This is a genomic window from Burkholderia sp. LA-2-3-30-S1-D2 (assembly GCF_001523915.2).
Lineage (GTDB): Bacteria > Pseudomonadota > Gammaproteobacteria > Burkholderiales > Burkholderiaceae > Burkholderia > Burkholderia diffusa.
Genome location: NZ_CP013384.1, coordinates 339457 through 365220, shown reverse-complemented (window position 1 = coordinate 365220; position 25764 = coordinate 339457). Strand labels below are relative to the sequence as shown.

The following is a 25764-nucleotide window of genomic DNA, read 5'->3' as shown; positions in this document are numbered from 1 at the left end:
CGGCACCGCGATCCGCCGCGTTCCGGCCGACGCCCCCCCGCGCCAGGACCGTCTTACCGGGCAGCTATAATCGCGGGACTGTTTTCCGGTATGCCTATGCAATCCACGTCTCCTACGTCCCCGCCTCCCGCGCCCGAGCCGAAGAAGCGATCCTGGTGGCTGAAAGTCCTGATCGGCGTCGCCGCGATGTGCGTGGCCCTCGTCGTGGCCGGCGGCCTCGTGCTCGGCTACGCGCTCGTCGTCGCGTGGCCGAACATGCCGTCGCTCGAAGCGCTGACCGACTATCGTCCGAAGGTACCGTTGCGGATCTACACGTCGGATCACGTGCTGATCGGCGAATTCGGCGAGGAACGCCGCGACATCGTCCATTTCAAGGACGTGCCCGACTCGCTCAAGAAGGCGATCCTCGCGATCGAGGACGCGCGCTTCTACGATCACGGCGGCGTCGACCTCACCGGCATCGCCCGCGCCGGCTTCGTCGCGCTGACGAACGGCCATGCATCGCAGGGCGCGAGCACGATCACGATGCAGGTCGCGCGCAACTTCTTCCTGTCGAGCGAAAAGACCTACACGCGCAAGATCTACGAGATGCTGCTCGCGTACCGGATCGAGCGCGCGCTGACGAAGGATCAGATTCTCGAGGTCTACATGAATCAGATCTATCTCGGTCAGCGTGCGTATGGCTTCGCGAGCGCGGCGCGGGTCTACTTCGGCAAGGACCTGAAGGACATCACGCTCGCGGAAGCGGCGATGCTCGCGGGGCTGCCGAAGGCGCCGTCCGCGTATAACCCGGTCGTCAATCCGAAGCGCGCGAAGGTGCGCCAGGAATACATCCTGCAGCGGATGCTCGAGCTGAACTTCATCACGCGCGAGCAGTACGACGAAGCCGTCGCGCAGCCGCTCGTCGTCAAGGGCGCGGGCCGCGAGTTCAGCGTGCACGCCGAGTACGTCGCGGAAATGGTCCGGCAGATGATGTACGCGCAGTACCGCGAGGAAACCTATACGCGCGGCTTCAACGTCGTCACGACGATCGACTCCGCCGACCAGCAGGTCGCGTACACGGCACTGCGCAAGGGCATCATGGATTACGAGCGCCGCCACGGCTATCGCGGGCCGGAAGGCTTCATCGAGCTGCCGGCCGGCGCCGATGACCGCGAGCAGGCGATCGACGACGCGCTGCTCGAGCACCCCGACAACGGCGAACTGGTCGCGGCGGTCGTCACCGCCGCAACCCCGCGGCAGATCACCGTCGCCTTCATCGACGGCAGCAGCGCGACGATCGAAGGCGACAACCTGCGCTTCGCGTCGGGCGCGCTGTCAGCCAGCGCGCAGCCGAACCGCCGCATCCGTCCGGGCGCGATCGTCCGGGTCTCGAGGAACGACGCAGGCAAGTGGGCGATCACGCAGTTGCCGCAGGTCGAAGGCGCGTTCATTTCGATCGTCCCGCAGGACGGCGCGATCCGCTCGCTCGTCGGCGGCTTCGACTACAACAAGAACAAGTTCAACCACGTCACGCAGGCGTGGCGGCAACCGGGTTCGTCGTTCAAGCCGTTCATCTACTCGGCGTCGCTCGACAAGGGCCTCGGACCGGCCACGGTGATCAACGACGGCCCGCTGTATTTCAGCGCCGCGGAAACGGGCGGCCAGCCGTGGGAGCCGAAGAACTACGGCGGCGGCTTCGAAGGCCCGATGTCGATGCGCACTGCGCTGCAGCGCTCGCGCAACCTCGTGTCGATCCGGATCCTGAACCACATCGGCACGAAGTACGCGCAGCAGTACATCACGCGCTTCGGCTTCGACGCCGACCGCCATCCGGCCTATCTGCCGATGGCGCTCGGCGCGGGCCAGGTCACGCCGCTGCAGATGGCCGGCGCGTACTCGGTGTTCGCGAACGGCGGCTTCCGCGTGAATCCGTACCTGATCGCCGAAGTGACCGATCCGAATGGCGCGATCGTCGCTCGCGCGCAGCCGCTCATCGCCGAGCAGAACGCGCCGCGCGCAATCGACGCGCGCAACGCGTACGTGATGAACAGTCTGCTGCAGAGCGTCGCGCAGCGCGGCACGGGCGCGCGCACCAATGTGCTGAAGCGCACCGACCTCGCCGGCAAGACCGGTACGACGAACGATTCGCACGACGCATGGTTCGCCGGCTACCAGCACACGCTCGCGGCGATCGCGTGGATCGGCTACGACAACCCGCGCAGCCTCGGCGATCGCGAAACCGGCGGCGGCCTGTCGCTGCCGGTCTGGATCGACTACATGGGCGCGGCGCTGAAGGGCGTGCCGGAGTTCAAGCCGACCATGCCGGACGACGTCCAGGCGCTCGGCAGCGAGCTGTACTTCACCGAGTTCACGCCGGGACACGGCTTCGTATCGACGGTCGGCGTGCCGCAGGCGCCGGCGGTGCAGAACACCGACGAACCCGTACCGCACGTCGACGAGCAGGAGAAGCAGGACATCATGAACCTGTTCCGCGGCCATTGACACGCATGGCCCGAGCATGAAAAAAGCGCCCCGCAGGGCGCTTTTTTCTTGTGCTTCGATCCGGCGTATCGGGTGCCGGACGTTACGCGCCGAACGTGATCGGCAGGCCGGCCTGCTGCGTCGCGTAGTCGGTGAGCGCCGCGAAGAACTCGGCGCCCGTGCGCGTGTCGCGCCATTCGCCGTCCACGAAACGGTAATGGAATCCGCCCGCCTTCGCGGCGATCCACAGTTCCTTCATCGGCGGCTGGAGATTGATGATGATCTTCGAGCCGTTCTCGAACGTCAGCGTCAGCACGCTGCCGTTGCGCTCCAGATCGATGTCGTGATCGCCATCGTTCGCGGCATCCACGGTACGCTCGACGGCCGCCAGCACGGCCTCGGCACGGGCCAGGTATTCAGTATCGGACATGCTAAACTCTATCGGTTAAATTGTTCAGGGACGATCATGCGAGTCGTTTTCCGGATGAGCGCGATTGTAGCGGCTTTGGCGATACTTGCCGGCTGCGGTCAACGCGGCCCGCTCTATCTGCCCACCGTGCCGCCGTTGCCGGCGAAGCCCATCCAGCAGCAGGACACGCCGCCGTCGGACGTCATGCCGACCGATGAAAACGCGTCATCCGAGAGCATTCCCGATTCTTCCGGCACGCCGCTCACGCTGTCGCCGGAACTGTCGAGCGATGCGTCGAAGGCCGTGACGCCCGCATCCGGTCCGGCTGTCGCGCAGTAATCGCACACCGCCACTCGCGCGGCTCCGTTCGCAACAAAGGCGATGACGTCCCGTCATCGCCTTTTGTTTTTTCAGGCGCGCACGTCATGCACGGATGCGCCGCCAGCCCCATTCAAGCAGCCGCCAGCCGAGCAGCACCGCTACGATCGTCGCGTAGAGCTTCGGCTGTGCGAGATTGTGCTTGCCGGCCCTCATCCACCAGAAATGCAGCACACCGAACAGCGCAATCGCATAGATTGCGCGATGCAGCGTCGCCCAGTGACGGCCGAGCCGGCGCACCATCGCGCGCGGCGACGTCGCGGCCAGCGGAATCAGCAGCACGAACGCGGCGAAGCCGACCGTGATGAACGGACGCTTGCCGACGTCCTTCAGGATCGCAAGCACGTCGAACCACTTGTCGAACCACAGATACGTCGTGAAATGCAGCGTCGCGTAAAAGAACGCGAACAGGCCGATCATCCGACGAAAGCGCAGCAACGCGGGAACACCTGTCACGCGCCGAAGCGGCGTGACGGCGAGCGTGACGCAGAGCATCACCAGCGTCCAGAGGCCCGTCGAACGCGTGATGAACTCGATCGGGTTCGCGCCGAGCCGGTCGGTCAGCCCGAACAGCACCACGCGCGCGAGCGGATAGAGGCCGGCCGCGAAAACCAGCACCTTGGCGGGAGCAAGCCAGCGCGGCGAGGCGTTCCGAACCGTGCCGGCTCCTGCACCACCGGCGGCAGCCGTGCGCATGCCGGACGCGCGCGCGGGCGTCAGCGTCGAAGGCGGGATGTCGTTTCTCACCGGCGCGCTCAGAAGTTCTTTTTCAGATCCATGCCCTGATACATCGACGCGACGAGATCGCCGTAGCCGTTGAACATCAGGGTCTTGCGCTTCGGCGTGAAGAAGCCGTCCTCGCCGATCCGGCGCTCGGTCGCCTGGCTCCAGCGCGGGTGATCGACGTTCGGGTTCACGTTCGAATAGAAACCGTATTCATTCGACGCATACGTGTTCCAGCTCGTCTTCGGCTGCTTGTCGACGAAGCGGATCTTCACCAGCGACTTCGCGCTCTTGAAGCCGTACTTCCACGGCACGACGATCCGCACCGGCGCGCCGTTCTGGTTCGGCAGCACCTGGCCGTACACGCCCATCGTCAGCAGCGTCAGCGGATTCATCGCCTCATCCATCCGCAGCCCTTCCGAGTACGGCCAATCGAGCACCGGCGTCGACAGCCCCGGCATCTGCGACGGATCGGCCAGCGTGATGAACTGCACATATTTCGCGTTGCCGGTCGGCTGCACGCGCTTGATCAGTTCGGACAGCGGCACGCCGATCCACGGAATCACCATCGACCATCCTTCGACGCAACGCAGCCGGTACACGCGCTCCTCGAGCGGCGCGAGCTTCAGCAGCTCATCGAGATCGAACACCTTCGGGTGCAGCACCTCGCCCTCGACGCTCACGCGCCACGGGCGCGGCCGCAGCGTGCCCGCGTTCTGGGCCGGGTCGCTCTTGTCGGTGCCGAATTCGTAGAAGTTGTTGTAGGACGTGATGTCCTTGAACGGCGTCACCTTGTCGGCCGCGACGAACCTCGGATTGGTTTTCGCCGCGAGCTTCGCTGCCCGCGCGTCCGGCGACGCATAGGCCGCGAACGCCGCGCCGCTGCCGCCGAGCAATCCGCCCGCCGCCGCCAGGCCGGCGGCCTGCAAGACACGCCGCCGGTTCTCGAACACCGCGCGCGGCGTAATCTCGCTCGGCGCGATATCACCGCCGGTCAGTACGGTGCGCAAAGGGGGTTTGATCCACATCGTGCTGCTCCTCCTGCATGCGCGGCGCGCACGCTTCATGGGTGTTCGACCCGAGCCGTCCTGCGCCGTTCGACGCCCGGACCGTCCGCCCGTTACAAAAGAAAACCGCCGGGCACACAGTGCGCCGGCGGTCTTTTGTCGGACCAACGTCGGAAATCTTACAGCTTGCCGTAGCTATGCAGCCCGGACAGGAACATGTTGACGCCGAGGAACGCGAACGTCGTCACGAGCAGGCCCGTGAGCGCCCACCAGGCGGCGACCGCGCCGCGCAGGCCCTTCATCAGGCGCATGTGCAGCCAGGCCGCGTAGTTGAGCCATACGATCAGCGCCCAGGTTTCCTTCGGGTCCCAGCTCCAGTAGCCGCCCCATGCTTCGGCGGCCCACAGCGCGCCGAGGATCGTCGCGATCGTGAAGAACGCGAAACCGACCGCGATCGACTTGTACATCACGTCGTCGAGCACCTCGAGCGGCGGCAGACGATCGGCGAGCACGCCGCGCTCCTTCATCAGGTACGCGACCGACACCATCGCCGACAGCGCGAAGCTGCCGTAGCCGATGAAGTTCGCCGGCACGTGAATCTTCATCCACCAGCTCTGCAGCGCCGGCACGAGCGGCTGGATCTGCTGCGCGTCGCGCGCGACCGAGTACCACATCAGGAAGCCGACGGCCGCGCTGATGACCAGCAGCACGAACGCGCCGAGCGAGCGCGTGCCGTAGTGGCCTTCGTAATACAGGTAGAGCAGTGCGGTGATCAGGCTGAACAGCACGAAGACTTCATACAGATTCGACACCGGGATATGCCCGACGTCGGCACCGATCAGGTAGGACTCGTACCAGCGCACCATCAGGCCGGTGAAACCCATCAGCACCGCGACCCACGTCAGTTTCTGGCCGATCGCGGAGCCCGACTCCGAGCGCGCGAGCAGGCCGATCCAGTAGAAGATCGTCGCGAGCACGAACAGCGCGCTCATCCACAGGATCGCGGACTGGCTCGACAGGAAGTACTTGAGGAAGAACGCCGAATCGGCACGCGCGAGATCGCCCTGGTAGATCTGGATCGACAGCAGCGACAGCACCGCGATCGACGCCATCATCAGCCGCGCGGGCTTCCAGCGCCAGCCGAGCACGACAAGCGCCGGCACCGTGCCGATCATCACCGCCTTGTCGTAGTAATTCATGTGTTCGTTGTAATGCACGAACGCATAGCCTGCGCCGACCACGAGAGCCAGGGCGAACAGCCAGTCGATGATCGACAGGCGGGCGAGGAACGGACGGTCGTCGAACAACGGCGCCGGATTCGGGGCCTGAACCGGCCCCGAACGGGAAGAGGAGACTTGAGTGAGATCCATGACGTTACCGGGTGGAATTCTCGGAATCGGAACCGCCGCCGGCAGGCGGACGGACAGTCGCTGCCGCACCGGCGGGCGCGGCGTCGCGTGGCGTGGCGCGCAAGGCGGCGCCGGCCGCGTCGCGCGTCTGCACGAATTCTTTCTCGAAATCGAAGGTCTTGCGGGCCGTGGACATCGCCATCACCACATCGACACCCGAACCGGCATCCTTGAGCCAGAACCAGAGGCGCCGCTCGCGCACGTAGAACATCGAGAAGATGCCTGCGACCAACAGCAGGCTGCCAAGATACACCAGATTCTTGCCGGGTGCGCGCGTCAGCTGAAATACCGAAGCTTGCACCTGCTTGAAGGAGTCGAGCTGCAAATAGACCGGCGATCCGTACAAGAAGCTGTCGGATAGCGCATTGATCGCGTTCTGCACGAAGCGGATCGTGTCGGCGCCCTGCTGGGCGGCCGGCTCGCCGGCATGCTCGCGCGCGATCTGCCAGACCTCCCACATCGAACCCTCGAGCATGCGCAGCAGCAGGCTGGCCGCCTTTTCCTGCTCGGCCTTCGGCACCGAGCGGTCGATGAACGTCGCCACCGCCTGGAAGCCGCCGACCGGCTGGCCGTCGGCGCCACGGCCGACGCTGTCGTCGCTGGCCGCAAAGAGGGTCAGCACCTTGAACGCACTGTCCTGCAGGCGGCCGCGCAGCGACGCTTCGGTCGTCGGCAGCGAACGCTGCGCGAATCGTGCGGCGGCGTCGGCACGCACGGCCGGATCCTCGAGCGCGGCGCGCAGGCGCATCCATTCGCCGATCGAATCCTGGCTATCGGCCGGAATCCGCATGTACCGGAACGGATCGTTCGGGCTCGCGCGCACGCCGGCGAGGAACACGCGCGTGCCGCCCATGTCGACGGGCAGCATGTAGTTGTTGAATTCGCGCGCCTGACCGTCCTTGCCGCGAATCTTGTACTGGACCGACGGGCCGATGTTGTGGAGTTGCATCGGCTTCGACGTCTTCGCGCCCGAACCGAGCCGCTCGTCGAACGCTTCCTTGAGCGACTCCGTCTTCGCGACGCCGCGCACGTCCGGCTTGCCGTTCGCGTCCGCCATGTTCTCGACGTTGATCGCGCGGAAGTCGGAGAATTCGATCGTGTCGCCGTCGCTGCCCGGCATCTGCAGCGGCGCCGTACTGCCGATCGTGCCCTTCACCGCGAAGGTCTTCGCGTTGCTGCCCGTCATCGGGTAGGCCGTCATCTCCATCTGCGAGCCGCCGTCCTGGAAGCTCGACTGGTAGATCGACACGCCCTTGTACGTGAACGGCTTGTTGACCTCGACGCGCGCCGGGATCTTCTGGCCCGTCTCGCGATCGATCACGACGATGTCGCTCGCGAACAGCTTCGGCATCCCGGTCGTGTAGTAGTCGACGATGAACTTGTTGAGCTGGATCGAGAACGGCAGGTCCTGGATCAGCGAGCCGCTCGGCTGGTTCAGAATCGCGGTCGACACGAACTGGCCTTCCGGCACCCACGCGTAGCCGCGGAACGTCGGGTTCGACGCGGACAGCCGGTGGTCGGGCGAAATCTCGCTGATCGTCGCGCTCGTGTTGACCGGGCTCTTGCCGAACAGCCACATCTGGAATTTGATCGGCAGGTTGCTGTCCAGCAGGCCGCCGATACAGATCACGACGATCGCAAGGTGCGCGGAGATGTAGCCCCACTTCGTCAGCGCGCCGCGTTTCGCGGAGATCAGCGTCGCGCCGTCGGTTTCACGCACGACGTGCTTGTAGCCGGCCTTGGTGACGAACGTGGCGAGCGTGGCCGCGACGGTCGCGCGCGTACCGGACGCCGAGTATTCGGCCTTGTGGTGGAAGGCGCGCAGGCTGCCTTCGCGGACCTTGTCCTTCCAGCTCTTCGCGTCGGCGAGCATCTTCGGCGCGTTGCGGATCACGCACAGCGAGATCGACACGACGAGGAAGATCAGGATCAGCATGAACCACCACGCGCTGTACACGTTGTACAGGCCCAGCGAGCGGAAGATGTCCGCCCAGAATGGCCCGAACTGGTTCACGTAGTTCGGATATGGGTCATCCTGGGTCAGGACCGTGCCGACGATGCTCGCGATCGACAGCACCACCAACAGTGCGATCGCGAAGCGCATCGAGCTCAGCAGCTCGACTGCGCGCCTGGACGCACTTTGACCCGACTTCGACTGCAACCCCGACGTGGTAACGCTCATTCAAACTCCGACTAAGGGGAAACAGCCCCCACGCTCACTATGTTCGCTGCCCACCCAAGGGGGGGCGGTCAGCACTCCTGGGACGGCCCGGCGAGTGCCGACAAAAAAGGGCGAGGCAACCGCAACGGTGCGGCGCCCCACCCTTTTCTTGTTCTGACGCCGGCTGCCCTTCGGGCGCCCGGTCATTCCATTCGCGACCGTCCGTTCAACGCAGGCCCGCGATGTAATCCGCGACGGCCTTGATCTCGTTGTCCGACAGACGCGATGCGATCTGATGCATCGCCTCGTTGTTGTTGCGCGCGCCGACACCCTGCTGGAATGCGGTCAACTGCGCAACCGTGTAATCGGCCCACTGCCCCGACAGACGCGGGTACTGGACCGGAATCCCCTGTCCCGTCGGCCCGTGGCAGCTCGCGCAGGCGGGCACACCCTTTTCCGCGATGCCGCCGCGATAGATCTTCTGGCCGATCGGCACGGTCGCCGCGTCGCGTGCGGTGCCGAGCTTCGTCGTCTGCGATCCGTAATACGCGGCGACGTTGCGCATGTCGTCCGCGCTCAACGCGCTCGCGAACCCGACCATCACCGGATTGGTCCGCGCCGGCCCCTTCGCGCCCGGCTGGGCCTTGAAGTCGTTCAACTGCTTGACCAGATATTCGGGATGCTGGCCGGCGAGCTTCGGGAAACTGCCCGATGCGCTGTTGCCGTCGGCGCCGTGACACGACGCGCAGACTTGCCCGGCAATCGCCTTGCCGCGGTCCAGATCCGGCTTTGCCGCATCCGCCGCGTTTGCCTCCGCTACGAAACCTACGAACCCTGCTGCAACCTGAAGCACCATCAGAGACTTGCACAGTCGATTCATTCGCACACCCTGTTTCGTCTTGTGGGAATTTGAGGTTCTGCAAAAAACGACGTCGACCAGTCTACCGCAGAAGCTGCATAAAAGCGCGAGGCAGGCGCCCGCAACCCTTCGGCAAAACCGGCGTATTGTACAATATCGCGCTGAAAGCTCCCGCGCCTATCGGGGCTACCCCGCCTCCACCAAGCGGCTCGCGCCGCCCCGTCCCTCCGGTTTCCCCCATGGCCTTTTTGCTCCACCAAGCCCGCTTCTACACGACCGTCAACCATCTGCGCGACCTGCCGCCGACGGTACAACCGGAAATCGCGTTCGCCGGCCGCTCGAATGCCGGCAAATCGACGGCGATCAACGTGCTGTGCAACCAGAAGCGGCTCGCGTTCGCGTCGAAGACGCCCGGCCGCACCCAGCACATCAACTACTTCTCCGTCGGCCCGGCCGCCGAGCCCGTCGCGAACCTCGTCGACCTGCCCGGCTACGGTTACGCGGAAGTGCCCGGGGCCGCGAAGGCCCACTGGGAAATGCTTCTGTCGTCCTATCTCGCAACGCGTTCGCAGCTGTGCGGCCTGATCCTGATGATGGATTCGCGGCGCCCGCTGACCGACCTCGATCGCCGGATGCTCGAGTGGTTTGCGCCGACCGGCAAGCCGATCCACACGCTGCTGACGAAGTGCGACAAATTGACGCGCCAGGAAAGCATCAACGCGCTGCGTAACACGCAGAAGGGACTCGACGCGTATCGCGACCAGGGCGTGAAGGGCAAGCTGACCGTCCAGCTGTTCTCGGCGCTGAAGCGCACGGGGCTCGACGAGGCTCATGAACTGATCGAGAGCTGGGTGCGGCCGTCCGTCGCCGACGAAAAAAGCGAGCCTGTAGGACAATGAGCGGGCAACGCGCGGCCGGGATCGGCCGGGCGCACCTGACGGCACCTGCGGATTCGGCCGGCTCATAAAAAAACCCGCCGTTGAACGGCGGGTCAAACAGCCTAATCGAATAACGACAGGCACCCGCTCAGGGAGGAGAAGCGGGGAGTTGCACGCGACGCGTGCCGCTCGATCGCTATCATATACCAACGATCTCGAAAATGACCTAAGGGTTCCGTAAGGTCCTTCTTGCCCTGATTTCTGCCAAATCGCCATGAGCTTCCATCCGCTTCATCGTCCGCGCCGGATGCGCCGCGACGACTTCTCCCGGCGCCTGATGCGCGAAAACCGCCTGACCACCGACGACCTGATCTACCCGGTGTTCGTCGTCGAAGGCACCAACGAACGCCAGGCCGTCCCGTCGATGCCCGGCGTCGAGCGCGTATCGGTCGATCTGCTGATGCACGTCGCCGAGCAGTGCGTCGAACTTGGCGTGCCCGTGCTGTCGCTGTTCCCGGCCATCGAGCCGTCGCTGAAAACGCCCGACGGACGCGAAGCGGCCAATCCGGAAGGCCTGATCCCGCGCGCTGTGCGCGAGTTGAAGAAGCGTTTCCCCGAACTCGGCGTGCTGACCGACGTCGCGCTCGATCCGTACACGAGCCACGGCCAGGACGGCGTGCTCGACGAGAACGGCTACGTGATCAACGATGACACGATCGAGATCCTGGTCGACCAGGCACGCGCGCAGGCAGAAGCCGGCGTCGACATCGTCGCGCCGTCGGACATGATGGACGGCCGCATCGGCGCGGTCCGCGAGATGCTGGAAAGCGACGGCCATATCCATACGCGCATCATGGCCTATTCGGCCAAGTTCGCGTCGGCGTTCTACGGCCCGTTCCGCGATGCGGTCGGCTCGGCGTCCAATCTGGGCAAGGGCAACAAGATGACCTACCAGATGGATCCGGCGAACAGCGACGAAGCACTGCGCGAAGTGCGCCTCGACATCGACGAAGGCGCCGACATGGTGATGGTCAAGCCCGGGATGCCGTATCTCGACATCGTGCGCCGCGTGAAAGACGAGTTCCGCTTCCCGACCTACGTGTACCAGGTGAGCGGCGAATACGCGATGCTGAAGGCCGCCGCGATGAATGGCTGGCTCGACCACGACAAGGTCGTGCTCGAATCGCTGCTCGCATTCAAGCGCGCGGGCGCCGACGGTGTCCTCACGTACTTCGCGCTCGATGCTGCCCGTCTGCTGAAAGCGCAGCGCTGAGCCGCACGACGGCGAGTATCAAGAAAAACGGCGGGACACTTCATCGGTGTCCCGCCGTTCTGCATTTGCGGTCCGGTGGGCGCAGCGGGCGCCCATGTGCGGCGGCGCGCGCGCCTTACACCGTCGGCACCGCCGCGCGATCGAGGCTGCGCAGGAACGTCTCGGCCGCCTGATAGCCGACCACGCGGCCGATTTCGTTGCCGTTGCGATCGAAGAAGATGATGCCCGGCGGCCCGAACAGGTTGAAGCGCTTGAGGAGCGCCTGGTCGTCCGGATTGTTCGCGGTGACATCCGCGCGCACCAGGTGAAGCTGCGCGAGCCGCGCCTGCACGCGCGAATCGGTGAACGTCAGATGCTCCATTTCCTTGCAGCTCACGCACCAGTCGGCGTAGAAGTCGAGCATCACGGGCCGGCCCGACGTCTTCAGCAGCGCGTCGAGTTCGCCGCTGGAGCGCACCGACGCGAACGCGGGGCCTGCCTGTCCGGCTGCCGACGCATCGCCCGACGCAACCGTGCGCGTCGCGAGTACGGCCAGCGGCTTCACGGGGTCGTTGGAGCCCGCCGCGAGCCCGACGAGCAGCGTCGCGGCCCAGATCGCGAGCGCCGCACCGAGGCCACGACCGAGTCGGCGCCAGATCGACGCGGCGCCGGCATGCGGCGTGAACAGGCCGAGCGCCGCAGCCGCGACGAGCAGCCACAACGCAGCGAGCACCATCTTCAGCCCGCCCGCGAGCACTGGCCACACGATCCACAGCGCGGCCGCGAGCAGCACGATGCCAAAGAACACCTTCACGCCATCCATCCATGCGCCCGCGCGCGGCAGCACCGTGCCGGCACCGACGCCAACGACGAGCAGCGGCACGCCGAGCCCCAGTCCCATTGCGAACAGCGCAGCACCGCCGAGCCACGCATTGCCGGTGTGCGCGATGAACGCGAGCACTGCGAACAGCGGCGCCGTCATGCATGCGCCGACGACCAGCGCCGACAACGCGCCCATCGCCGCGACCGCGACGAAGTGACCGCCCTGCCGCGCGCGCGAAGCTTCGGCCGCGCCGTTCTGCCAGCGCTCGGGCAACGCGATGTCCTTGCCGGAAATCAGCGACACTGCGAATGCCGTGAGCAGCACGCCGAACGCGCCGAGCACCCACGGGTTCTGCAACCACGCGCCAAGGCTCTGGCCGACCAGCGCCGCAGCGATGCCCAGCACCGTATAGACGAGCGCCATGCCGACCACGTACGTCAGCGACAGCGCAAAGCCGCGCGCATGCGTCGCCCGCGTGCCTTGGCCGATGATGATCGCGGACACGATCGGAATCATCGGATACGAACAGGGCAGGAGACTCAGCACGACGCCCGCGACGAAATACAGCGCGACGATCGTGAAGAAGCCGTGCCCCTCGAGCAGCGACTGCGCGAAATCCGCGCTCGTGACCTTGTCGAACCAGTTGCCCGAGGCCGGTGCGCCGTCAGCCGGCGCGGCCGCGCCCAGCGCCGCACCGTCGACCTTCACGACGTGCTCCGCGGGCGGATAGCAGATCCCTTCGTCGGCGCATCCCTGCGACGTCACCGCGAGCTCGAACGGTCCCGCCGCCTGCTTGACCGGCACGTGAATAACGACCTCGTCGCGATAGGTCTCGACTTCTTTTTGGAACGTCTGGTCGAACTTCACGTGACCGGCCGGGAATTGCGGATCGCCGAGCGTCACCTGCCCGCCCTTCACAGCGAACGCGAACCGCTCGCGGTACAGGTAATAGCCATGGGCGACCTTGAAGCGGACGTCCACCTGCCCCGGCGACTCGGTCGCGCTGAACTTGAATGCGACCGACGGATCGAGAAAATCGTCGGCCGCGCGCGCGACCGACACGCCGGCCAGCATGAACATGAACGACAACAGGACTGCGAGGACCCGCAGCGCGCGCACGCGCACGGAAAGCGCCATACCGTTAAACATGAAATAGACGTTGAGTTTCGCTGGTCACCCACTGGCCGTACGCGGCCGAAGCCGTCGCCTGCCACGAGACGACTTCCGGCGTCTCGTAAGGATGATGCGCGAGAATAAATCGCTCCAGTTCGAGCGAGCGCATGGGGCTCGTCTTGAACAGCAACTGGATCTCGTCGGCCGTCTCGACCTTGCCCTGCCAGTGGTAGCGCGACTTGATCGCACCGAGTTCCGACACGCACGCAGCAAGCCGCGCATCGAGCGCGCCGTCGGCGAGCGCCGCAGCCGTCGCCGCATCCGGCACCGTCGTGAGCATCAACACCACCACCATACGCGCCCTCCTGGCTGGTTTTTACCGGCTTCCGCCGCCACGATTCGCCCATCGAGGGCCCGTGCCGACAGTTCCGTATCGTAGCGCAGCCCGCGCGACGCTGCCGGCCGCGGGCTGCGACAATCTTTCGCAGCCCGCGGCACTACAAAAAACAAAAAGGGCCAAGCAATCGCTCGGCCCTTTTCAGATACTGCTGCGTACTGGAAGCTTACTCGGCTTCTTGCACGTTTTCCGTTTCGTCGACTTCCGGACGATCGAGCAGCTCGACCAGTGCCATCGGTGCGTTGTCGCCGACGCGGAAGCCGAACTTCAGCACGCGCAGGTAGCCGCCCGGACGGTTCGCGAAACGCGGACCGAGCACGTCGAACAGCTTCGCCACCGAGTCACGATCGCGCAGGCGGTTGAACGCCAGGCGACGGTTTGCCAGCGACGGCTTCTTGCCGAGCGTGATCAGCGGCTCGACGACTTTACGGAGTTCCTTCGCCTTCGGCAGCGTCGTCTTGATGACTTCGTGCTCGATCAGCGAGTTGGACATGTTACGGAGCATAGCCAGACGGTGGCTGCTCGTGCGGTTCAGTTTCCGCAGACCATGACGATGGCGCATTTCAGTTTCCTTGATTCAAAGTTTTGATCCAGCTCTTCTATCGCACCGCTGGGGTGCACGGGCCGGTAACGAAAAAAGCAAGATGCGGATTTTAAAGGAAAATCCGCATCTTTGCCAACTACAGCAACAACCGGGCTTACTTGTCGAGACCAGCCGGCGGCCAGTTTTCGAGCTTCATGCCCAGCGTGAGACCGCGCGAAGCGAGCACTTCCTTGATCTCGTTGAGCGACTTGCGACCGAGGTTCGGCGTCTTCAGCAGCTCGTTTTCCGTGCGCTGGATCAGGTCGCCGATGTAGTAGATGTTCTCGGCCTTCAGGCAGTTCGCCGAACGAACCGTCAGCTCGAGATCGTCCACCGGACGCAGCAGGATCGGATCGATCTGCGGTGCGCGCGACGGTGCCTCGGCGGCCGTTTCCGTGCCTTCCAGCGCCGCGAACACGGACAGCTGGTCGACCAGGATGCGGGCCGATTGACGGATCGCTTCTTCCGGCGTGATCACGCCGCTCGTCTCGATGTTCATGACGAGCTTGTCGAGGTCGGTACGCTGCTCGACACGTGCGCTTTCGACCGCGTAGCTCACGCGGCGAACCGGCGAGAACGATGCGTCGAGGACGATTCGGCCGATGATCTTGGCCGTGTCTTCGCCGTAGCGACGGACGTTGCCCGGCACATAACCGCGACCCTTCTCGATCTTGATCTGAACGTCGAGCTTGCCGCCCTTCGACAGATGCGCGATCACGTGATTCGGGTTGATGACTTCGCAATCGTGAGCCAGCTCGATATCGCCGGCCGTGACGACGCCTTCGCCTTCCTTGCGCAGCGTAACCGTCACTTCGTCACGGTTATGCAGCTTGAACACCACGCCCTTCAGGTTCAGCAGCAGGTTGACGACGTCTTCTTGCACGCCATCAAGCGTCGAGTACTCGTGCACCACGCCTGCGATCGTCACTTCGGTCGGCGCGTAGCCAACCATCGACGACAGCAGCACGCGGCGAAGCGCATTGCCCAAGGTATGGCCGTAACCGCGTTCGAACGGTTCCATGACCACCCTCGCGTGGTTCTCGCCCAGCGATTCCACGGCGATGATCTTGGGTTTCAGCAAACTGGTTTGCATGGGCTTTCCTTTTCAATACCCTCGGCTCGTTACACCGATAAGGCTGACCGGTAACAACCAGAAAATAAACAGCCGAGGCCCCCCCTTGCATGACGCAATCGGGGTACCTCGGCCGTCAATCGGATTAACGCGAATACAATTCGACGATCAGGCTTTCGTTGATGTCGCCTGCGATGTCAGCGCGTTCCGGCATTTGCTTGAACGTGCCTTCGAACTTCTTCGCATCGACTGCAACCCAGCTCGGCATGCCGCCTTGCTCGGCCAGCGACAGCGCTTCGACGATACGCGCCTGCTTCTTCGCCTTTTCGCGGATCGCGACGACGTCACCCGCCTTCACTTGCTGCGACGGCACGTTCGCGACGACGCCGTTCACGGTGATCGACTTGTGGCTCACCAGCTGACGCGCCTCAGCGCGGGTCGAGCCGAAGCCCATGCGATACACGACGTTGTCGAGACGCGACTCGAGCAGTTGCAGCAGGTTTTCACCCGTGTTGCCCTTGCGACGGTCGGCTTCAGCGAAGTAACGGCGGAACTGACGCTCCAGGACGCCGTAAATGCGCTTGACCTTTTGCTTTTCACGCAGCTGCGTACCATAGTCGGACGTACGTGCGCCCGAGGTACGGCCGTGCTGACCCGGCTTGCTGTCGAGCTTGCACTTGTCGGCGAGCGAGCGGCGCGCGCTCTTCAGGAACAGGTCGGTGCCTTCACGGCGGGACAGCTTGGCCTTGGGGCCGATATAACGTGCCACTTTGCATTCCTTTATCAATCAGTCACGCGGATCGAAATCCGCGCTAGTTCGCGCCCTTTGGGGCGAACGGTGGGCTTAGTCAATCAAAAAAGCAACGCCCGTCGACGCTGCGCGGCGACAGGCAAATGTGCCAGCACGAACGTGCCAGCACATCCTTAGATACGACGGCGCTTCGGCGGACGGCAGCCGTTGTGCGGAATCGGGGTGACGTCCGAAATCGCGGTGATCTTGATGCCGAGGCCATGCAGTGCACGCACTGCCGACTCACGACCCGGGCCCGGGCCCTTGATCCGCACTTCCAGATTCTTCACGCCATATTCCATCGCCACGCGACCGGCCGACTCAGCAGCAACCTGAGCAGCGAACGGCGTCGACTTGCGCGAGCCCTTGAAGCCCTGGCCGCCCGACGTCGCCCATGCCAGCGCATTGCCCTGGCGATCGGTGATCGTGATGATCGTGTTGTTGAACGACGCGTGAACGTGAACCACGCCTTCAGCGACGTTCTTCTTAACCTTCTTGCGAACGCGTTGCGCCGCGGTGTTCGAAGCCTTAGCCATTACGTTTTCCTGTAACTGTCAGTTCCGCTTACTTCTTCAGCGCTTGCGCTGCACGACGCGGACCCTTGCGGGTACGTGCGTTCGTACGCGTACGCTGACCGCGCATCGGCAGGCCCTTGCGATGACGAACACCACGGTAGCAACCGAGGTCCATCAGGCGCTTGATGTTCATCGTCACTTCACGGCGCAGATCGCCTTCGACGATGAACTTGCCCACTTCTTCACGCAGCTTTTCGAGGTCTGCGTCGGTCAGGTCCTTGACCTTCTTCGAGAATTCCACGCCAGCTGCCGTGCAGATGCTGCGCGAGCGCGTGCGGCCGATACCGAAGATTGCCGTCAGGCCGATCTCGGTATGCTGGTGATTCGGGATGTTAACCCCTGCGATACGAGCCATTGTTTTTCCTCAAACAAAAAGCGCAAACAAACGCGCGGTCAGCCTTGGCGCTGCTTGTGGCGCGGATCCGAGCTGCAGATCACGCGAACGACGCCTTTGCGCTTGATGATCTTGCAATTGCGGCAAATGCGCTTAACCGATGCCATCACTTTCATGATAATACCCTTTTTTCAAATCACTTCGCCCGGAACACGATCCGCGCACGAGACAGATCGTAAGGCGTCAATTCAACCGTCACCTTGTCGCCTGGCAGGATGCGGATGTAGTGCATCCGCATCTTCCCGGAGATATGCCCCAACACGACATGGCCGTTTTCCAGCTTCACACGGAAGGTCGCATTCGGGAGGTTTTCGATCACCTCACCTTGCATCTGGATTACATCGTCTTTGGCCATAGTCCTTAATTAACGCATTGGGATGTTGCCGCCCTTGAAGTTTGCCTTCTTGAGCAGCGACTCATACTGTTGCGACATAACGTACGACTGCACCTGCGCCATGAAGTCCATCGTGACGACGACAATGATCAGCAGCGACGTTCCACCAAAATAAAACGGCACGTTCCAGCGCAGCACCAGGAATTCCGGCAGCAGACACACGAAGACGATGTAGATCGCACCCGCCAGCGTCAGACGCGTGAGGATACGGTCGATATATCGTGCGGTCTGATCGCCCGGACGAATGCCCGGAACAAACGCGCCGCTCTTCTTCAGGTTGTCCGCGGTTTCCCTGCTGTTGAACACCAATGCGGTGTAGAAGAAGCAGAAAAACACGATCGCCAGCGTGTACAGCAGCACATAGACCGGCTGGCCCGGCTTCAGCGCCTCCGCGACGTTATGCAACGTGTTGGAGATCCAGCTTCCCGACGGCTGACCCGTGCTGAACCAGCCGAGAATCGTGGCCGGGAACAGGATGATCGACGATGCGAAGATCGGCGGAATCACGCCCGACATGTTCAGCTTCAGCGGCAAGTGCGACGACTGGCCACCGTAGATCTTGTTGCCGACCTGGCGCTTCGCGTAGTTCACGAGGATCTTGCGCTGACCGCGTTCGATGAACACGACCAGGTAAGTCACCGCGGCAATCAGAACGACGATGATGATCGCCGAAATGATGCTCATCGAACCCGTGCGCACCAGCTCGAACAACCCACCGACGGCATTCGGGAACCCTGCTGCGATCCCGCCGAAGATGATGATCGAGATGCCGTTACCAAGACCACGCTCGGTGATCTGCTCACCCAGCCACATCAGGAACATCGTGCCGGTAACCAGCGTCACGACCGTCGTCAGCCGGAACAGCATGCCGGGGTCGATCACGAGGCCTGGCTGGTTTTCCAGCGCAGCCGCGATACCGAACGCCTGGAAGGTCGCGAGCACCACGGTGAAATACCGCGTGTACTGCGTGATCTTCCGTTGCCCTGCCTGCCCTTCCTTCTTCAGCGCCTCGAGCTGCGGCGAGACGATCGCCAGCAACTGCATGATGATCGACGCCGAGATGTACGGCATGATCCCCAGCGCAAAGATCGTGAAGCGGGAAAGCGCGCCACCCGAGAACATGTTGAACATGCCCAGGATGCCGCCCGCCTGGCTCTGGAACAGCTTCGCCAGTTGATCCGGATCGATGCCCGGCACGGGGATGTGCGCGCCGATGCGATAGACGATCAGCGCCAGGAGCAGGAACATCGCTCGCCGACGCAGATCGCCGAATTTCGCCGTGCTTCGACCGGGTTTTGCAAGACTCGGGCTGTTAGCCAAGTACCTTCTCCGATGAATGCAAGTAACGACGCGCTACGCGTGTCACTCGGCGAACGAACCGCCAGCCGCTTCGATCGCAGCGCGCGCACCCTTGGTGGCACCGAGACCCTTCACGACGATCTTGCGCTTCAGTTCGCCCGTCGCGATGATCTTTGCGCTCTTCGTCAGCTCGCCGACCAGGCCGGCTTGCTTCAGTGCGAGCAGATCGATTTCATCGACCGGCAGCTTCTCGAGGTCGGAGAGGCGCACTTCACCGACGAATTCCTTCGTCAGCGACGTGAAGCCGCGCTTCGGCAGACGACGTTGCAGCGGCATCTGACCGCCTTCGAAACCGACTTTGTGGAAGCCGCCCGAACGCGATTTCTGACCCTTGTGACCACGGCCAGCCGTCTTGCCGAGGCCCGAACCGATGCCGCGACCGACGCGACGCTTGGCGTGCTTGGCGCCAGCGGCCGGCTTCAGGTTATTCAATTCCATATCAACTCCTTGATCCGTAGGGCCGCTTACGCGATGACCTTAACGAGGTACGAGACCTTGTTGATCATGCCGCGGACCGCCGGCGTGTCCTGCAGCTCGCTAACCGAGTTGAGTCGGCGCAGGCCCAGGCCACGCACGGTCGCGCGGTGCGATTCGCGGGTCCCGATCAGGCTCTTAACGAGCTGAACCTTGACAGTTTTTTCAGACATGGTGACCACCCGGGCTTAGCCCAAAATATCTTCGACGGACTTGCCGCGCTTCGCCGCGATGTCTGCCGGGGTCGACTGCTTGCGCAGACCGTCCAGCGTGGCGCGAACGAGGTTGTACGGGTTCGTCGAACCGTGGCTCTTCGCCACGACGTTCTGAACGCCCATCACGTCGAACACTGCGCGCATCGGGCCGCCGGCGATCACGCCCGTACCTGCCTTCGCCGGAGCGAGGAGGACAGCGGATGCGCCATGCTTGCCGTGCACTTCGTGCTGCAGCGTGCCGTTCTTGAGCGGCACCTTGAACATGTTGCGGCGAGCTTGTTCCATTGCCTTCTGGACAGCGACCGGCACTTCCTTCGCCTTGCCCTTGCCCATACCGATACGGCCATCGCCGTCGCCGACCACGGTCAGTGCGGCGAAGCCGAGAATACGGCCCCCCTTCACGACCTTGGTCACGCGGTTGACCGAAATCATCTTTTCGCGAAGGCCGTCGTCGCGCTCGTCAGCCTGAACTTTCGCTTGCATCTTTGCCATGACGAATTCCTTCCTTAGAACTTGAGCCCAGCTTCGCGAGCTGCCTCAGCCAGCGCCTTGACGCGGCCGTGGTAGCGGAAGCCCGAGCGGTCGAAGGCGACGGATTCGATGCCGGCGGCCTTTGCCTTCTCGGCAATACGCTTGCCGATCAGCGTCGCAGCATTAACGTTGCCACCCTTGCCCGACTTGTCGGCCAGTTCGGCGCGCACTTCTGCTTCGAGCGTCGACGCGCTGGCGAGCACCTTGGTGCCGCAGGGCGAGAACACTTGAGCGTAGATGTGCGTGTTCGTGCGATGCACGGCGAGACGCGCGACCTGCAGCTCAGCGATCTTGATACGCGTCTGGCGAGCGCGGCGCAGGCGAGATTGAGTCTTATCCATGATTGCGCACCCTTACTTCTTCTTCGTTTCTTTGAGGATCACAACCTCGTCGGAATAGCGCACGCCCTTGCCCTTGTAGGGCTCCGGCGGACGGTAACCGCGGACTTCCGCAGCCACTTGACCGACTTGTTGCTTGTTGATCCCCTTGATCACGATTTCGGTTTGCGTCGGGGTTTCAGCCTTGACGCCTTCCGGCATCTGGTGCACCACCGGGTGCGAGAAACCCAGCGACAGGTTCAGCTTGTCGCCTTGCGCCTGCGCACGATAACCGACGCCAACCAGCGTCAGCTTGCGCTCGAAACCCTTGGTCACGCCGTGCACGGCATTCGCGATGATCGCGCGCATCGTGCCCGACAGTGCATTTGCTTCGCGGCTTTCGTCGACCGGCGACAGATTCAGCGTGCCGTCGTTGTTCGCCACGTTCACGAGCGGATTGATCGCTTGCGTGATGGTGCCCAGCGGGCCCTTGACGGTGATTGCACCGTCGGCCAGCTTGACTTCCGCGCCTTGCAGCGCGATCGGGCTCTTACCTACTCGAGACATGTTTCTCTCTCCTCGGCTTTAAGCGACGTAGCAGATGACTTCGCCGCCGACGCCGGTAGCGCGCGCCTTGCGGTCGGTCATCACGCCCTTCGGCGTCGACACGATTGCCACGCCCAGGCCATTCATGACCTGCGGAATGTCGTTACGGCCGCGGTACACGCGCAGACCAGGCTTCGACACGCGCTCAAGGCGTTCGATGACCGGGCGACCTGCGTAGTACTTCAGCGCGATATTCAGTTCGGACTTCGCACCTTCCGCCTTGACGGCGAAATCGTCGATATAACCTTCGTCCTTCAGGACTTGCGCGATTGCAACCTTGACCTTCGACGAGGGCATCGCGACCGATACCTTCTCGACCATCTGCGCGTTGCGGATGCGAGTCAGCATATCGGCGATAGGATCACTCATGCTCATTTACGTTTCTCCTATTACCAGCTCGCCTTGGTCAGGCCAGGAATCTCGCCACGGAATGCGATTTCACGAATCTTGTTACGCGCGAGGCCGAATTTACGGAACGTGCCACGCGGACGGCCCGTGATCGCGCAGCGGTTACGCTGGCGGGTCGGGTTTGCGTTGCGGGGCAGTTGCTGCAGCTCAAGGCGTGCTTCGTAGCGCTCTTCTTCCGACTTGCTTTGGTCTTCGACGATCGCCTTCAGCGCTTCGCGCTTTGCTGCGAACTTCGCGACCAGGCGGGCGCGCTTCTTTTCACGTTCGATCAGTGCCAGTTTAGCCACGGTAACCTCAGTTTCTGAACGGGAACTTGAAGCTGGCGAGCAGAGCCTTTGCTTCGTCGTCGGTCTTCGCAGTCGTCGTGATGCTGATGTTCAGCCCACGCAGTGCGTCGATCTTGTCGTAGTCGATTTCGGGGAAAATGATCTGCTCTTTCACACCGATGTTGTAGTTGCCGCGGCCATCGAAAGCACGGCCCGACACACCACGGAAGTCACGCACGCGGGGCAGGGCAACGGTCACGAAACGGTCGAGGAATTCGTACATCGCACGACCACGCAGCGTCACCATCGCGCCGATCGGGTAGCCCTGGCGGATCTTGAAGCCTGCGATTGCCTTGCGTGCCTTCGTGACGACCGGCTTCTGACCAGCGATCTTCGTGAGGTCGCCAACGGCGTTCTCGATGATCTTCTTGTCAGCGATCGCTTCGCCAAGACCCATGTTCAGCGTGATCTTGGTGATGCGCGGCACTTCCATGACCGACTTGTAACCGAACTTCTCGATCAGGCCGGGCACAACCTTTTCTTTGTAAAACTCTTGAAAACGAGCCATTTTTTACTCCGCTGCGTCAGGCGCTCAGTACGGCACCGGTCGTCTTCAGGAAGCGAACCTTCTTGCCTTCCTCGACCTTGATGCCAACACGCGACGCCTTGCCATTCGCGTCGACCAGTGCGACGTTCGAAATATGCAGGGGCATCGTCTTCGCTTCCACGCCACCCGTCGTACCCTTCATCGGGTTCGGCTTCACATGCTTCTTGACGAGGTTGATACCCTCAACCGTCACATGTTCTGCACCGACAGCCAGCACGACGCCGCGCTTGCCCTTGTCTTTGCCAGTGACGACGATAACTTCGTCACCTTTGCGAATCTTGTTCATCGCGACTCCTTACAGCACTTCCGGCGCCAGCGAAACGATCTTCATGAATCGTTCGCTACGCAGCTCACGCGTCACCGGCCCGAAGATACGGGTGCCGATCGGCTCAAGCTTGTTATTCAAAAGCACAGCGGCGTTGCCGTCGAACTTGATCAGCGAGCCGTCTTGACGGCGAACACCCTTGGCGGTGCGGACCACCACGGCGTTGTAGATTTCGCCTTTCTTCACGCGCCCGCGCGGCGTTGCTTCTTTGACGGTCACCTTGATGATGTCGCCAATGCCGGCATAACGACGCTTCGAGCCGCCGAGCACCTTGATGCACATGACTTCACGCGCACCCGTGTTGTCGGCTACTTCGAGCCGAGATTCGGTCTGGATCATGGTTTGTCTTTCCCAACTTAATCCGGATGCACCACCATGATGCATTCGGTCAGTCTTGGTCCCGTCAGCCAATCGGCTGCTTGGGTTGGAACAGCAGCGACGGCAAACGAAACCCGCCATCGCAATTCGGTGAATCTTTCGGACAGGCTGGCGCCAGTCCGCTTCCCCCACCAACTTCGCCCGCGACGGGGCTCCCATAAAGAGGGAAGACCGGGATTATAACAAATAATCCCGGTCACGCAAGCAAAAACTTTGCGATTTCAAGCACTTCTTGGCGAAGTGCCTGTTACTGCCAACTGCTCTGCCCGCTTAGATGACGCGAGCTGCTTCGACGAGGCGCGACACCGTCCAGGCCTTCGTCTTCGAAACAGGACGAGTTTCCTGGATTTCGACGAGATCGCCTTCGTTGCAGGTGTTCGCTTCATCATGCGCGTGGTACTTCTTCGAGCGCACGACGTACTTGCCGTAGATCGGGTGCTTGACGCGGTGCTCGATCAGCACGGTGACGGTCTTGTCCATCTTGTTGCTGACGACCCGACCGACCAGCGTCCGCTTCAGCGAGGTTTTCACGCTATCGTTCATTTCTGGTTCGCCTTCTGAGTCATGACGGTCCGCACACGTGCGATGTCGCGACGAACCTTCTTCAGCTGGCTCGTGTTCGTGAGCTGCTGGGTCGCGAGTTGCATGCGCAGGCCGAATTGCGCCTTCAGCAGGTCCGCCAGCTCCTTGTTGAGCGCGGCCTGGTCTTTCTGGAGAAGTTCGGAAGCCTTCATGTTTTCTCCTTAGGCGCCGAGCTGGCGCACGATGAACGTCGTCTTCAGCGGCAGCTTCGCTGCAGCCAGACGGAACGCTTCGCGTGCCAGTTCTTCGGTTACGCCGTCCATTTCATAGAGCATCTTGCCCGGCTGGATTTCGGCGACGTAGTACTCCGGGTTACCCTTACCGTTACCCATACGCACTTCTGCCGGCTTTTGCGAAATCGGCTTGTCCGGGAAGATCCGAATCCAGATGCGGCCGCCACGCTTGATGTGACGCGTCATTGCACGACGCGCCGCTTCAATTTGACGTGCGGTCAAACGACCGCGACCGATCGCCTTCAGGCCGAATTCACCGAACGACACTGCGTTGCCGCGCGTCGCCTTGCCAGTGTTACGACCCTTCTGCTCTTTACGATACTTTCTGCGTTTCGGTTGCAGCATCGTTATTCTCCAGTCTTGCCGTCTTCGGGCTTGCCGGCGCCACGGCGCGGTGCGCCACGACGAGCACCCGGAGCGCCGCCTTCGCCGTCACGGCGCGGACGACGGTCGCCCGGACGCGCATTGCGACGCGGACGCTTGTCTTCGGCTACTTCTTCGACCACCGGCGCGTCATTGCGGCCGAGCGTGTCGCCCTTGTACACCCAAACCTTGACGCCGATGATCCCGTAGGTCGTCTTCGCTTCCGAGGTTGCGTAGTCGATATCGGCACGCAGCGTGTGAAGGGGCACGCGACCTTCGCGATACCACTCCGTACGAGCGATTTCGATACCGTTCAGACGGCCTGCGCTCATGATCTTGATGCCCTGGGCACCCAGACGCATCGCGTTCTGCATCGCACGCTTCATCGCGCGACGGAACATGATCCGGCGCTCGAGCTGTTGCGTGATCGAGTCAGCGATCAGTTGCGCATCGGTTTCCGGCTTGCGGATTTCTTCGATGTTGACGTGAACCGGCACACCCATGCGGCGTTGCAGTTCCGTCTTCAGCTGCTCGATATCCTCGCCCTTCTTGCCGATGACGACGCCCGGACGCGAGCTGTAAATCGTGATGCGCGCGTTCTTTGCCGGACGCTCGATGACGACCCGACCGACCGAAGCGTTCTTCAGCTTCTTCTTCAGGTATTCACGAACACCGATGTCTTCCTGCAGCATCGCCGCGAAATTGTTGTTGTTCGCGTACCAACGCGAAGCCCAATTGCGGCTGACAGCCAGGCGGAAGCCAGTCGGATGAATTTTCTGTCCCATCGTATGGCTCCTTAATTCCCGACCGTCACAGTGATGTGACAGGATTGCTTCTCGATGCGGTTACCGCGGCCCTTTGCGCGCGCGGTGAAACGCTTGAGCGATGCAGCCTTGTCGACGTAGATGCTCTTGATCTTGAGCTCGTCGATATCAGCGCCTTCGTTGTGCTCCGCATTCGCGATTGCCGACAGCACAACCTTCTTCACGATGCCAGCCGCCTTCTTCGGCGAGAACGTCAGAACGTTCAGCGCCTTGTCGACCGGCAAACCGCGGATCTGGTCAGCCACAAGGCGCGTTTTTTGCGCCGAGATGCGGGCACCGCGATGAATTGCTTTCACTTCCATCTTGATTGCCCCTTATTTCTTGGCCTTCTTGTCGGCCGCGTGACCCTTGAACGTACGGGTCAGTGCGAACTCGCCAAGCTTGTGGCCGACCATGTTTTCCGAGATGTACACCGGAACGTGTTGACGGCCGTTGTGAACAGCGATCGTCAGGCCGATGAAATCCGGCAGAATCGTCGAGCGACGCGACCAGGTCTTGATCGGCTTTTTGTCGCGCGAAGCTGCAGCCGCCTCAACTTTCTTCAGCAAATGGGCGTCGCAGAACGGACCTTTTTTTACAGAACGTGCCATTGCCTA

Annotated in this window: 36 protein-coding genes; 4 read left to right on the top strand and 32 right to left on the bottom strand. The window is 62.8% G+C overall.

What is annotated here, in order from left to right:
• Window positions 1-96 precede the first annotated feature (96 nt).
• Window positions 97-2484 carry a penicillin-binding protein 1A gene (locus WS66_RS14275; protein ID WP_108064679.1) on the top strand — a complete coding sequence of 796 codons (2388 nt, stop codon included), beginning with the start codon at window positions 97-99 and terminating at the stop codon, window positions 2482-2484.
• Window positions 2485-2566: 82 nt separating this feature from the next.
• Here the strand turns inward: WS66_RS14275 and cyaY are convergent, their stop codons facing one another.
• A complete protein-coding gene (gene cyaY, locus WS66_RS14270; RefSeq protein ID WP_059599785.1) occupies window positions 2567-2893 on the bottom strand; it encodes an iron donor protein CyaY in 327 nt (108 codons plus the stop codon).
• 36 nt (window positions 2894-2929) lie between these two features.
• On the opposite strand from cyaY, the gene lptM reads away from it, so the two are divergent.
• Window positions 2930-3211 carry an LPS translocon maturation chaperone LptM gene (lptM, locus tag WS66_RS14265; RefSeq protein ID WP_059599784.1) on the top strand — a complete coding sequence of 94 codons (282 nt, stop codon included), beginning with the start codon at window positions 2930-2932 and terminating at the stop codon, window positions 3209-3211.
• An 84-nt stretch (window positions 3212-3295) separates the two neighbouring features.
• Here lptM and msrQ read toward each other — a convergent pair whose 3' ends face one another.
• The 5 genes from msrQ to WS66_RS14235 all read right to left on the bottom strand — a co-directional run bounded on the left by msrQ (window position 3296) and on the right by WS66_RS14235 (window position 9430).
• Window positions 3296-3985 (bottom strand): protein-methionine-sulfoxide reductase heme-binding subunit MsrQ, encoded by a 690-nt coding sequence (msrQ, locus tag WS66_RS14260; protein WP_059599890.1) that lies wholly within the window; start codon window positions 3983-3985, stop codon window positions 3296-3298.
• Window positions 3986-4005: 20 nt separating this feature from the next.
• Entirely contained in the window at window positions 4006-5001 is a 996-nt protein-coding gene (msrP, locus tag WS66_RS14255) for a protein-methionine-sulfoxide reductase catalytic subunit MsrP (protein ID WP_059599783.1), read from the bottom strand.
• A 158-nt stretch (window positions 5002-5159) separates the two neighbouring features.
• Window positions 5160-6350 carry a c-type cytochrome biogenesis protein CcsB gene (gene ccsB / locus WS66_RS14250; RefSeq protein WP_059599782.1) on the bottom strand — a complete coding sequence of 397 codons (1191 nt, stop codon included), beginning with the start codon at window positions 6348-6350 and terminating at the stop codon, window positions 5160-5162.
• Between the two features lie 4 nt (window positions 6351-6354).
• Window positions 6355-8571 carry a cytochrome c biogenesis protein ResB gene (locus tag WS66_RS14245; protein ID WP_059599781.1) on the bottom strand — a complete coding sequence of 739 codons (2217 nt, stop codon included), beginning with the start codon at window positions 8569-8571 and terminating at the stop codon, window positions 6355-6357.
• A gap of 205 nt (window positions 8572-8776) precedes the next feature.
• Window positions 8777-9430, bottom strand: coding sequence for a c-type cytochrome (locus tag WS66_RS14235; RefSeq protein ID WP_059468469.1), 654 nt, complete (start codon window positions 9428-9430; stop codon window positions 8777-8779).
• A 218-nt stretch (window positions 9431-9648) separates the two neighbouring features.
• Between WS66_RS14235 and yihA the strand changes: the two genes are divergently transcribed.
• Window positions 9649-10308 (top strand): ribosome biogenesis GTP-binding protein YihA/YsxC, encoded by a 660-nt coding sequence (yihA, locus tag WS66_RS14230; protein WP_059599780.1) that lies wholly within the window; start codon window positions 9649-9651, stop codon window positions 10306-10308.
• Window positions 10309-10561: 253 nt separating this feature from the next.
• Window positions 10562-11560 carry a porphobilinogen synthase gene (hemB, locus tag WS66_RS14225; RefSeq protein WP_059599779.1) on the top strand — a complete coding sequence of 333 codons (999 nt, stop codon included), beginning with the start codon at window positions 10562-10564 and terminating at the stop codon, window positions 11558-11560.
• Window positions 11561-11675: 115 nt separating this feature from the next.
• On the opposite strand, the gene dsbD is transcribed toward hemB, so the two are convergent.
• The 26 genes from dsbD to rpsS all read right to left on the bottom strand — a co-directional run bounded on the left by dsbD (window position 11676) and on the right by rpsS (window position 25758).
• The gene (gene dsbD, locus WS66_RS14220; protein ID WP_059599778.1) at window positions 11676-13511 is read right to left on the bottom strand and encodes a protein-disulfide reductase DsbD; all 1836 of its coding nucleotides are present in this window, start codon (window positions 13509-13511) and stop codon (window positions 11676-11678) included.
• A complete protein-coding gene (gene cutA, locus WS66_RS14215; RefSeq protein WP_059599777.1) occupies window positions 13504-13830 on the bottom strand; it encodes a divalent-cation tolerance protein CutA in 327 nt (108 codons plus the stop codon). The genes dsbD and cutA overlap by 8 nt, the downstream gene beginning before the upstream one ends.
• 208 nt (window positions 13831-14038) lie before the next feature.
• Complete coding sequence (rplQ, locus tag WS66_RS14210; RefSeq protein WP_006477175.1) at window positions 14039-14434, bottom strand: 50S ribosomal protein L17; 396 nt, start codon at window positions 14432-14434, stop codon at window positions 14039-14041.
• A gap of 136 nt (window positions 14435-14570) precedes the next feature.
• Complete coding sequence (locus WS66_RS14205; RefSeq protein ID WP_006477176.1) at window positions 14571-15548, bottom strand: DNA-directed RNA polymerase subunit alpha; 978 nt, start codon at window positions 15546-15548, stop codon at window positions 14571-14573.
• A gap of 124 nt (window positions 15549-15672) precedes the next feature.
• The gene (rpsD, locus tag WS66_RS14200) at window positions 15673-16296 is read right to left on the bottom strand and encodes a 30S ribosomal protein S4 (RefSeq protein ID WP_012362893.1); all 624 of its coding nucleotides are present in this window, start codon (window positions 16294-16296) and stop codon (window positions 15673-15675) included.
• A 155-nt stretch (window positions 16297-16451) separates the two neighbouring features.
• Window positions 16452-16853 carry a 30S ribosomal protein S11 gene (gene rpsK / locus WS66_RS14195; RefSeq protein WP_004197937.1) on the bottom strand — a complete coding sequence of 134 codons (402 nt, stop codon included), beginning with the start codon at window positions 16851-16853 and terminating at the stop codon, window positions 16452-16454.
• A gap of 28 nt (window positions 16854-16881) precedes the next feature.
• Window positions 16882-17247 carry a 30S ribosomal protein S13 gene (rpsM, locus tag WS66_RS14190; RefSeq protein WP_039323572.1) on the bottom strand — a complete coding sequence of 122 codons (366 nt, stop codon included), beginning with the start codon at window positions 17245-17247 and terminating at the stop codon, window positions 16882-16884.
• Window positions 17248-17285: 38 nt separating this feature from the next.
• Window positions 17286-17402 carry a 50S ribosomal protein L36 gene (gene rpmJ / locus WS66_RS14185; RefSeq protein WP_004199844.1) on the bottom strand — a complete coding sequence of 39 codons (117 nt, stop codon included), beginning with the start codon at window positions 17400-17402 and terminating at the stop codon, window positions 17286-17288.
• A gap of 20 nt (window positions 17403-17422) precedes the next feature.
• Window positions 17423-17641 carry a translation initiation factor IF-1 gene (infA, locus tag WS66_RS14180; protein WP_004521905.1) on the bottom strand — a complete coding sequence of 73 codons (219 nt, stop codon included), beginning with the start codon at window positions 17639-17641 and terminating at the stop codon, window positions 17423-17425.
• 9 nt (window positions 17642-17650) lie between these two features.
• Complete coding sequence (gene secY / locus WS66_RS14175) at window positions 17651-19000, bottom strand: preprotein translocase subunit SecY (protein WP_006400642.1); 1350 nt, start codon at window positions 18998-19000, stop codon at window positions 17651-17653.
• A gap of 42 nt (window positions 19001-19042) precedes the next feature.
• A complete protein-coding gene (gene rplO / locus WS66_RS14170; protein WP_006477180.1) occupies window positions 19043-19477 on the bottom strand; it encodes a 50S ribosomal protein L15 in 435 nt (144 codons plus the stop codon).
• Between the two features lie 26 nt (window positions 19478-19503).
• Window positions 19504-19686, bottom strand: a complete 183-nt coding sequence (gene rpmD / locus WS66_RS14165) for a 50S ribosomal protein L30 (RefSeq protein WP_006400644.1) — start codon at window positions 19684-19686, stop codon at window positions 19504-19506.
• A gap of 15 nt (window positions 19687-19701) precedes the next feature.
• Complete coding sequence (rpsE, locus tag WS66_RS14160; RefSeq protein ID WP_006752931.1) at window positions 19702-20220, bottom strand: 30S ribosomal protein S5; 519 nt, start codon at window positions 20218-20220, stop codon at window positions 19702-19704.
• Between the two features lie 14 nt (window positions 20221-20234).
• A complete protein-coding gene (gene rplR / locus WS66_RS14155; protein WP_006477183.1) occupies window positions 20235-20600 on the bottom strand; it encodes a 50S ribosomal protein L18 in 366 nt (121 codons plus the stop codon).
• 12 nt (window positions 20601-20612) lie between these two features.
• Window positions 20613-21143, bottom strand: coding sequence for a 50S ribosomal protein L6 (gene rplF / locus WS66_RS14150; RefSeq protein WP_006758786.1), 531 nt, complete (start codon window positions 21141-21143; stop codon window positions 20613-20615).
• An 18-nt stretch (window positions 21144-21161) separates the two neighbouring features.
• On the bottom strand, window positions 21162-21557 hold the full coding sequence (gene rpsH, locus WS66_RS14145; RefSeq protein WP_006477185.1) for a 30S ribosomal protein S8: 396 nt from the start codon (window positions 21555-21557) through the stop codon (window positions 21162-21164).
• Window positions 21558-21571: 14 nt separating this feature from the next.
• Window positions 21572-21877, bottom strand: a complete 306-nt coding sequence (gene rpsN / locus WS66_RS14140; protein WP_006482884.1) for a 30S ribosomal protein S14 — start codon at window positions 21875-21877, stop codon at window positions 21572-21574.
• Window positions 21878-21884: 7 nt separating this feature from the next.
• A complete protein-coding gene (gene rplE / locus WS66_RS14135) occupies window positions 21885-22424 on the bottom strand; it encodes a 50S ribosomal protein L5 (protein ID WP_006482882.1) in 540 nt (179 codons plus the stop codon).
• A gap of 16 nt (window positions 22425-22440) precedes the next feature.
• Window positions 22441-22749 (bottom strand): 50S ribosomal protein L24, encoded by a 309-nt coding sequence (rplX, locus tag WS66_RS14130; RefSeq protein ID WP_006477187.1) that lies wholly within the window; start codon window positions 22747-22749, stop codon window positions 22441-22443.
• A 9-nt stretch (window positions 22750-22758) separates the two neighbouring features.
• On the bottom strand, window positions 22759-23127 hold the full coding sequence (gene rplN, locus WS66_RS14125; protein ID WP_006752929.1) for a 50S ribosomal protein L14: 369 nt from the start codon (window positions 23125-23127) through the stop codon (window positions 22759-22761).
• Between the two features lie 309 nt (window positions 23128-23436).
• On the bottom strand, window positions 23437-23709 hold the full coding sequence (gene rpsQ, locus WS66_RS14120; protein WP_006752928.1) for a 30S ribosomal protein S17: 273 nt from the start codon (window positions 23707-23709) through the stop codon (window positions 23437-23439).
• On the bottom strand, window positions 23706-23900 hold the full coding sequence (gene rpmC, locus WS66_RS14115; RefSeq protein WP_006400652.1) for a 50S ribosomal protein L29: 195 nt from the start codon (window positions 23898-23900) through the stop codon (window positions 23706-23708). The genes rpsQ and rpmC overlap by 4 nt, the downstream gene beginning before the upstream one ends.
• A 9-nt stretch (window positions 23901-23909) precedes the next feature.
• Window positions 23910-24326, bottom strand: coding sequence for a 50S ribosomal protein L16 (gene rplP / locus WS66_RS14110; RefSeq protein ID WP_059468475.1), 417 nt, complete (start codon window positions 24324-24326; stop codon window positions 23910-23912).
• Window positions 24327-24328: 2 nt separating this feature from the next.
• Entirely contained in the window at window positions 24329-25129 is an 801-nt protein-coding gene (gene rpsC, locus WS66_RS14105) for a 30S ribosomal protein S3 (protein WP_006482899.1), read from the bottom strand.
• A gap of 11 nt (window positions 25130-25140) precedes the next feature.
• On the bottom strand, window positions 25141-25470 hold the full coding sequence (gene rplV, locus WS66_RS14100; protein ID WP_004199272.1) for a 50S ribosomal protein L22: 330 nt from the start codon (window positions 25468-25470) through the stop codon (window positions 25141-25143).
• A gap of 12 nt (window positions 25471-25482) precedes the next feature.
• Window positions 25483-25758 (bottom strand): 30S ribosomal protein S19, encoded by a 276-nt coding sequence (rpsS, locus tag WS66_RS14095; RefSeq protein WP_004199273.1) that lies wholly within the window; start codon window positions 25756-25758, stop codon window positions 25483-25485.
• Between the last annotated feature and the right edge of the window lie 6 nt (window positions 25759-25764).

Bases quoted from the DNA above. Each gene is read 5' to 3' on its own strand.
- rplF (WP_006758786.1), bottom strand. From the start codon at position 21,143: ATGTCTCGAGTAGGTAAGAGCCCGATCGCGCTGCAAGGCGCGGAAGTC.
- rplO (WP_006477180.1), bottom strand. From the start codon at position 19,477: ATGGAATTGAATAACCTGAAGCCGGCCGCTGGCGCCAAGCACGCCAAG.
- rpsM (WP_039323572.1), bottom strand. From the start codon at position 17,247: ATGGCTCGTATCGCAGGGGTTAACATCCCGAATCACCAGCATACCGAG.
- rpmD (WP_006400644.1), bottom strand. From the start codon at position 19,686: ATGTCTGAAAAAACTGTCAAGGTTCAGCTCGTTAAGAGCCTGATCGGG.
- infA (WP_004521905.1), bottom strand. From the start codon at position 17,641: ATGGCCAAAGACGATGTAATCCAGATGCAAGGTGAGGTGATCGAAAAC.
- rplV (WP_004199272.1), bottom strand. From the start codon at position 25,470: ATGGAAGTGAAAGCAATTCATCGCGGTGCCCGCATCTCGGCGCAAAAA.
- rplP (WP_059468475.1), bottom strand. From the start codon at position 24,326: ATGCTGCAACCGAAACGCAGAAAGTATCGTAAAGAGCAGAAGGGTCGT.
- rpmC (WP_006400652.1), bottom strand. From the start codon at position 23,900: ATGAAGGCTTCCGAACTTCTCCAGAAAGACCAGGCCGCGCTCAACAAG.
- yihA (WP_059599780.1), top strand. From the start codon at position 9,649: ATGGCCTTTTTGCTCCACCAAGCCCGCTTCTACACGACCGTCAACCAT.
- rpsS (WP_004199273.1), bottom strand. From the start codon at position 25,758: ATGGCACGTTCTGTAAAAAAAGGTCCGTTCTGCGACGCCCATTTGCTG.
- rplR (WP_006477183.1), bottom strand. From the start codon at position 20,600: ATGGATAAGACTCAATCTCGCCTGCGCCGCGCTCGCCAGACGCGTATC.
- rplQ (WP_006477175.1), bottom strand. From the start codon at position 14,434: ATGCGCCATCGTCATGGTCTGCGGAAACTGAACCGCACGAGCAGCCAC.
- rpsK (WP_004197937.1), bottom strand. From the start codon at position 16,853: ATGGCTAAGGCTTCGAACACCGCGGCGCAACGCGTTCGCAAGAAGGTT.
- WS66_RS14205 (WP_006477176.1), bottom strand. From the start codon at position 15,548: ATGCAAACCAGTTTGCTGAAACCCAAGATCATCGCCGTGGAATCGCTG.
- dsbD (WP_059599778.1), bottom strand. From the start codon at position 13,511: ATGTTTAACGGTATGGCGCTTTCCGTGCGCGTGCGCGCGCTGCGGGTC.
- rpsH (WP_006477185.1), bottom strand. From the start codon at position 21,557: ATGAGCATGAGTGATCCTATCGCCGATATGCTGACTCGCATCCGCAAC.
- msrP (WP_059599783.1), bottom strand. From the start codon at position 5,001: ATGTGGATCAAACCCCCTTTGCGCACCGTACTGACCGGCGGTGATATC.
- rpmJ (WP_004199844.1), bottom strand. From the start codon at position 17,402: ATGAAAGTGATGGCATCGGTTAAGCGCATTTGCCGCAATTGCAAGATC.
- ccsB (WP_059599782.1), bottom strand. From the start codon at position 6,350: ATGGATCTCACTCAAGTCTCCTCTTCCCGTTCGGGGCCGGTTCAGGCC.
- rpsQ (WP_006752928.1), bottom strand. From the start codon at position 23,709: ATGAACGATAGCGTGAAAACCTCGCTGAAGCGGACGCTGGTCGGTCGG.
- WS66_RS14245 (WP_059599781.1), bottom strand. From the start codon at position 8,571: ATGAGCGTTACCACGTCGGGGTTGCAGTCGAAGTCGGGTCAAAGTGCG.
- rplN (WP_006752929.1), bottom strand. From the start codon at position 23,127: ATGATCCAGACCGAATCTCGGCTCGAAGTAGCCGACAACACGGGTGCG.
- WS66_RS14275 (WP_108064679.1), top strand. From the start codon at position 97: ATGCAATCCACGTCTCCTACGTCCCCGCCTCCCGCGCCCGAGCCGAAG.
- cyaY (WP_059599785.1), bottom strand. From the start codon at position 2,893: ATGTCCGATACTGAATACCTGGCCCGTGCCGAGGCCGTGCTGGCGGCC.
- rpsC (WP_006482899.1), bottom strand. From the start codon at position 25,129: ATGGGACAGAAAATTCATCCGACTGGCTTCCGCCTGGCTGTCAGCCGC.
- hemB (WP_059599779.1), top strand. From the start codon at position 10,562: ATGAGCTTCCATCCGCTTCATCGTCCGCGCCGGATGCGCCGCGACGAC.
- rpsE (WP_006752931.1), bottom strand. From the start codon at position 20,220: ATGGCAAAGATGCAAGCGAAAGTTCAGGCTGACGAGCGCGACGACGGC.
- cutA (WP_059599777.1), bottom strand. From the start codon at position 13,830: ATGGTGGTGGTGTTGATGCTCACGACGGTGCCGGATGCGGCGACGGCT.
- rplE (WP_006482882.1), bottom strand. From the start codon at position 22,424: ATGGCTCGTTTTCAAGAGTTTTACAAAGAAAAGGTTGTGCCCGGCCTG.
- lptM (WP_059599784.1), top strand. From the start codon at position 2,930: ATGCGAGTCGTTTTCCGGATGAGCGCGATTGTAGCGGCTTTGGCGATA.
- WS66_RS14235 (WP_059468469.1), bottom strand. From the start codon at position 9,430: ATGAATCGACTGTGCAAGTCTCTGATGGTGCTTCAGGTTGCAGCAGGG.
- rplX (WP_006477187.1), bottom strand. From the start codon at position 22,749: ATGAACAAGATTCGCAAAGGTGACGAAGTTATCGTCGTCACTGGCAAA.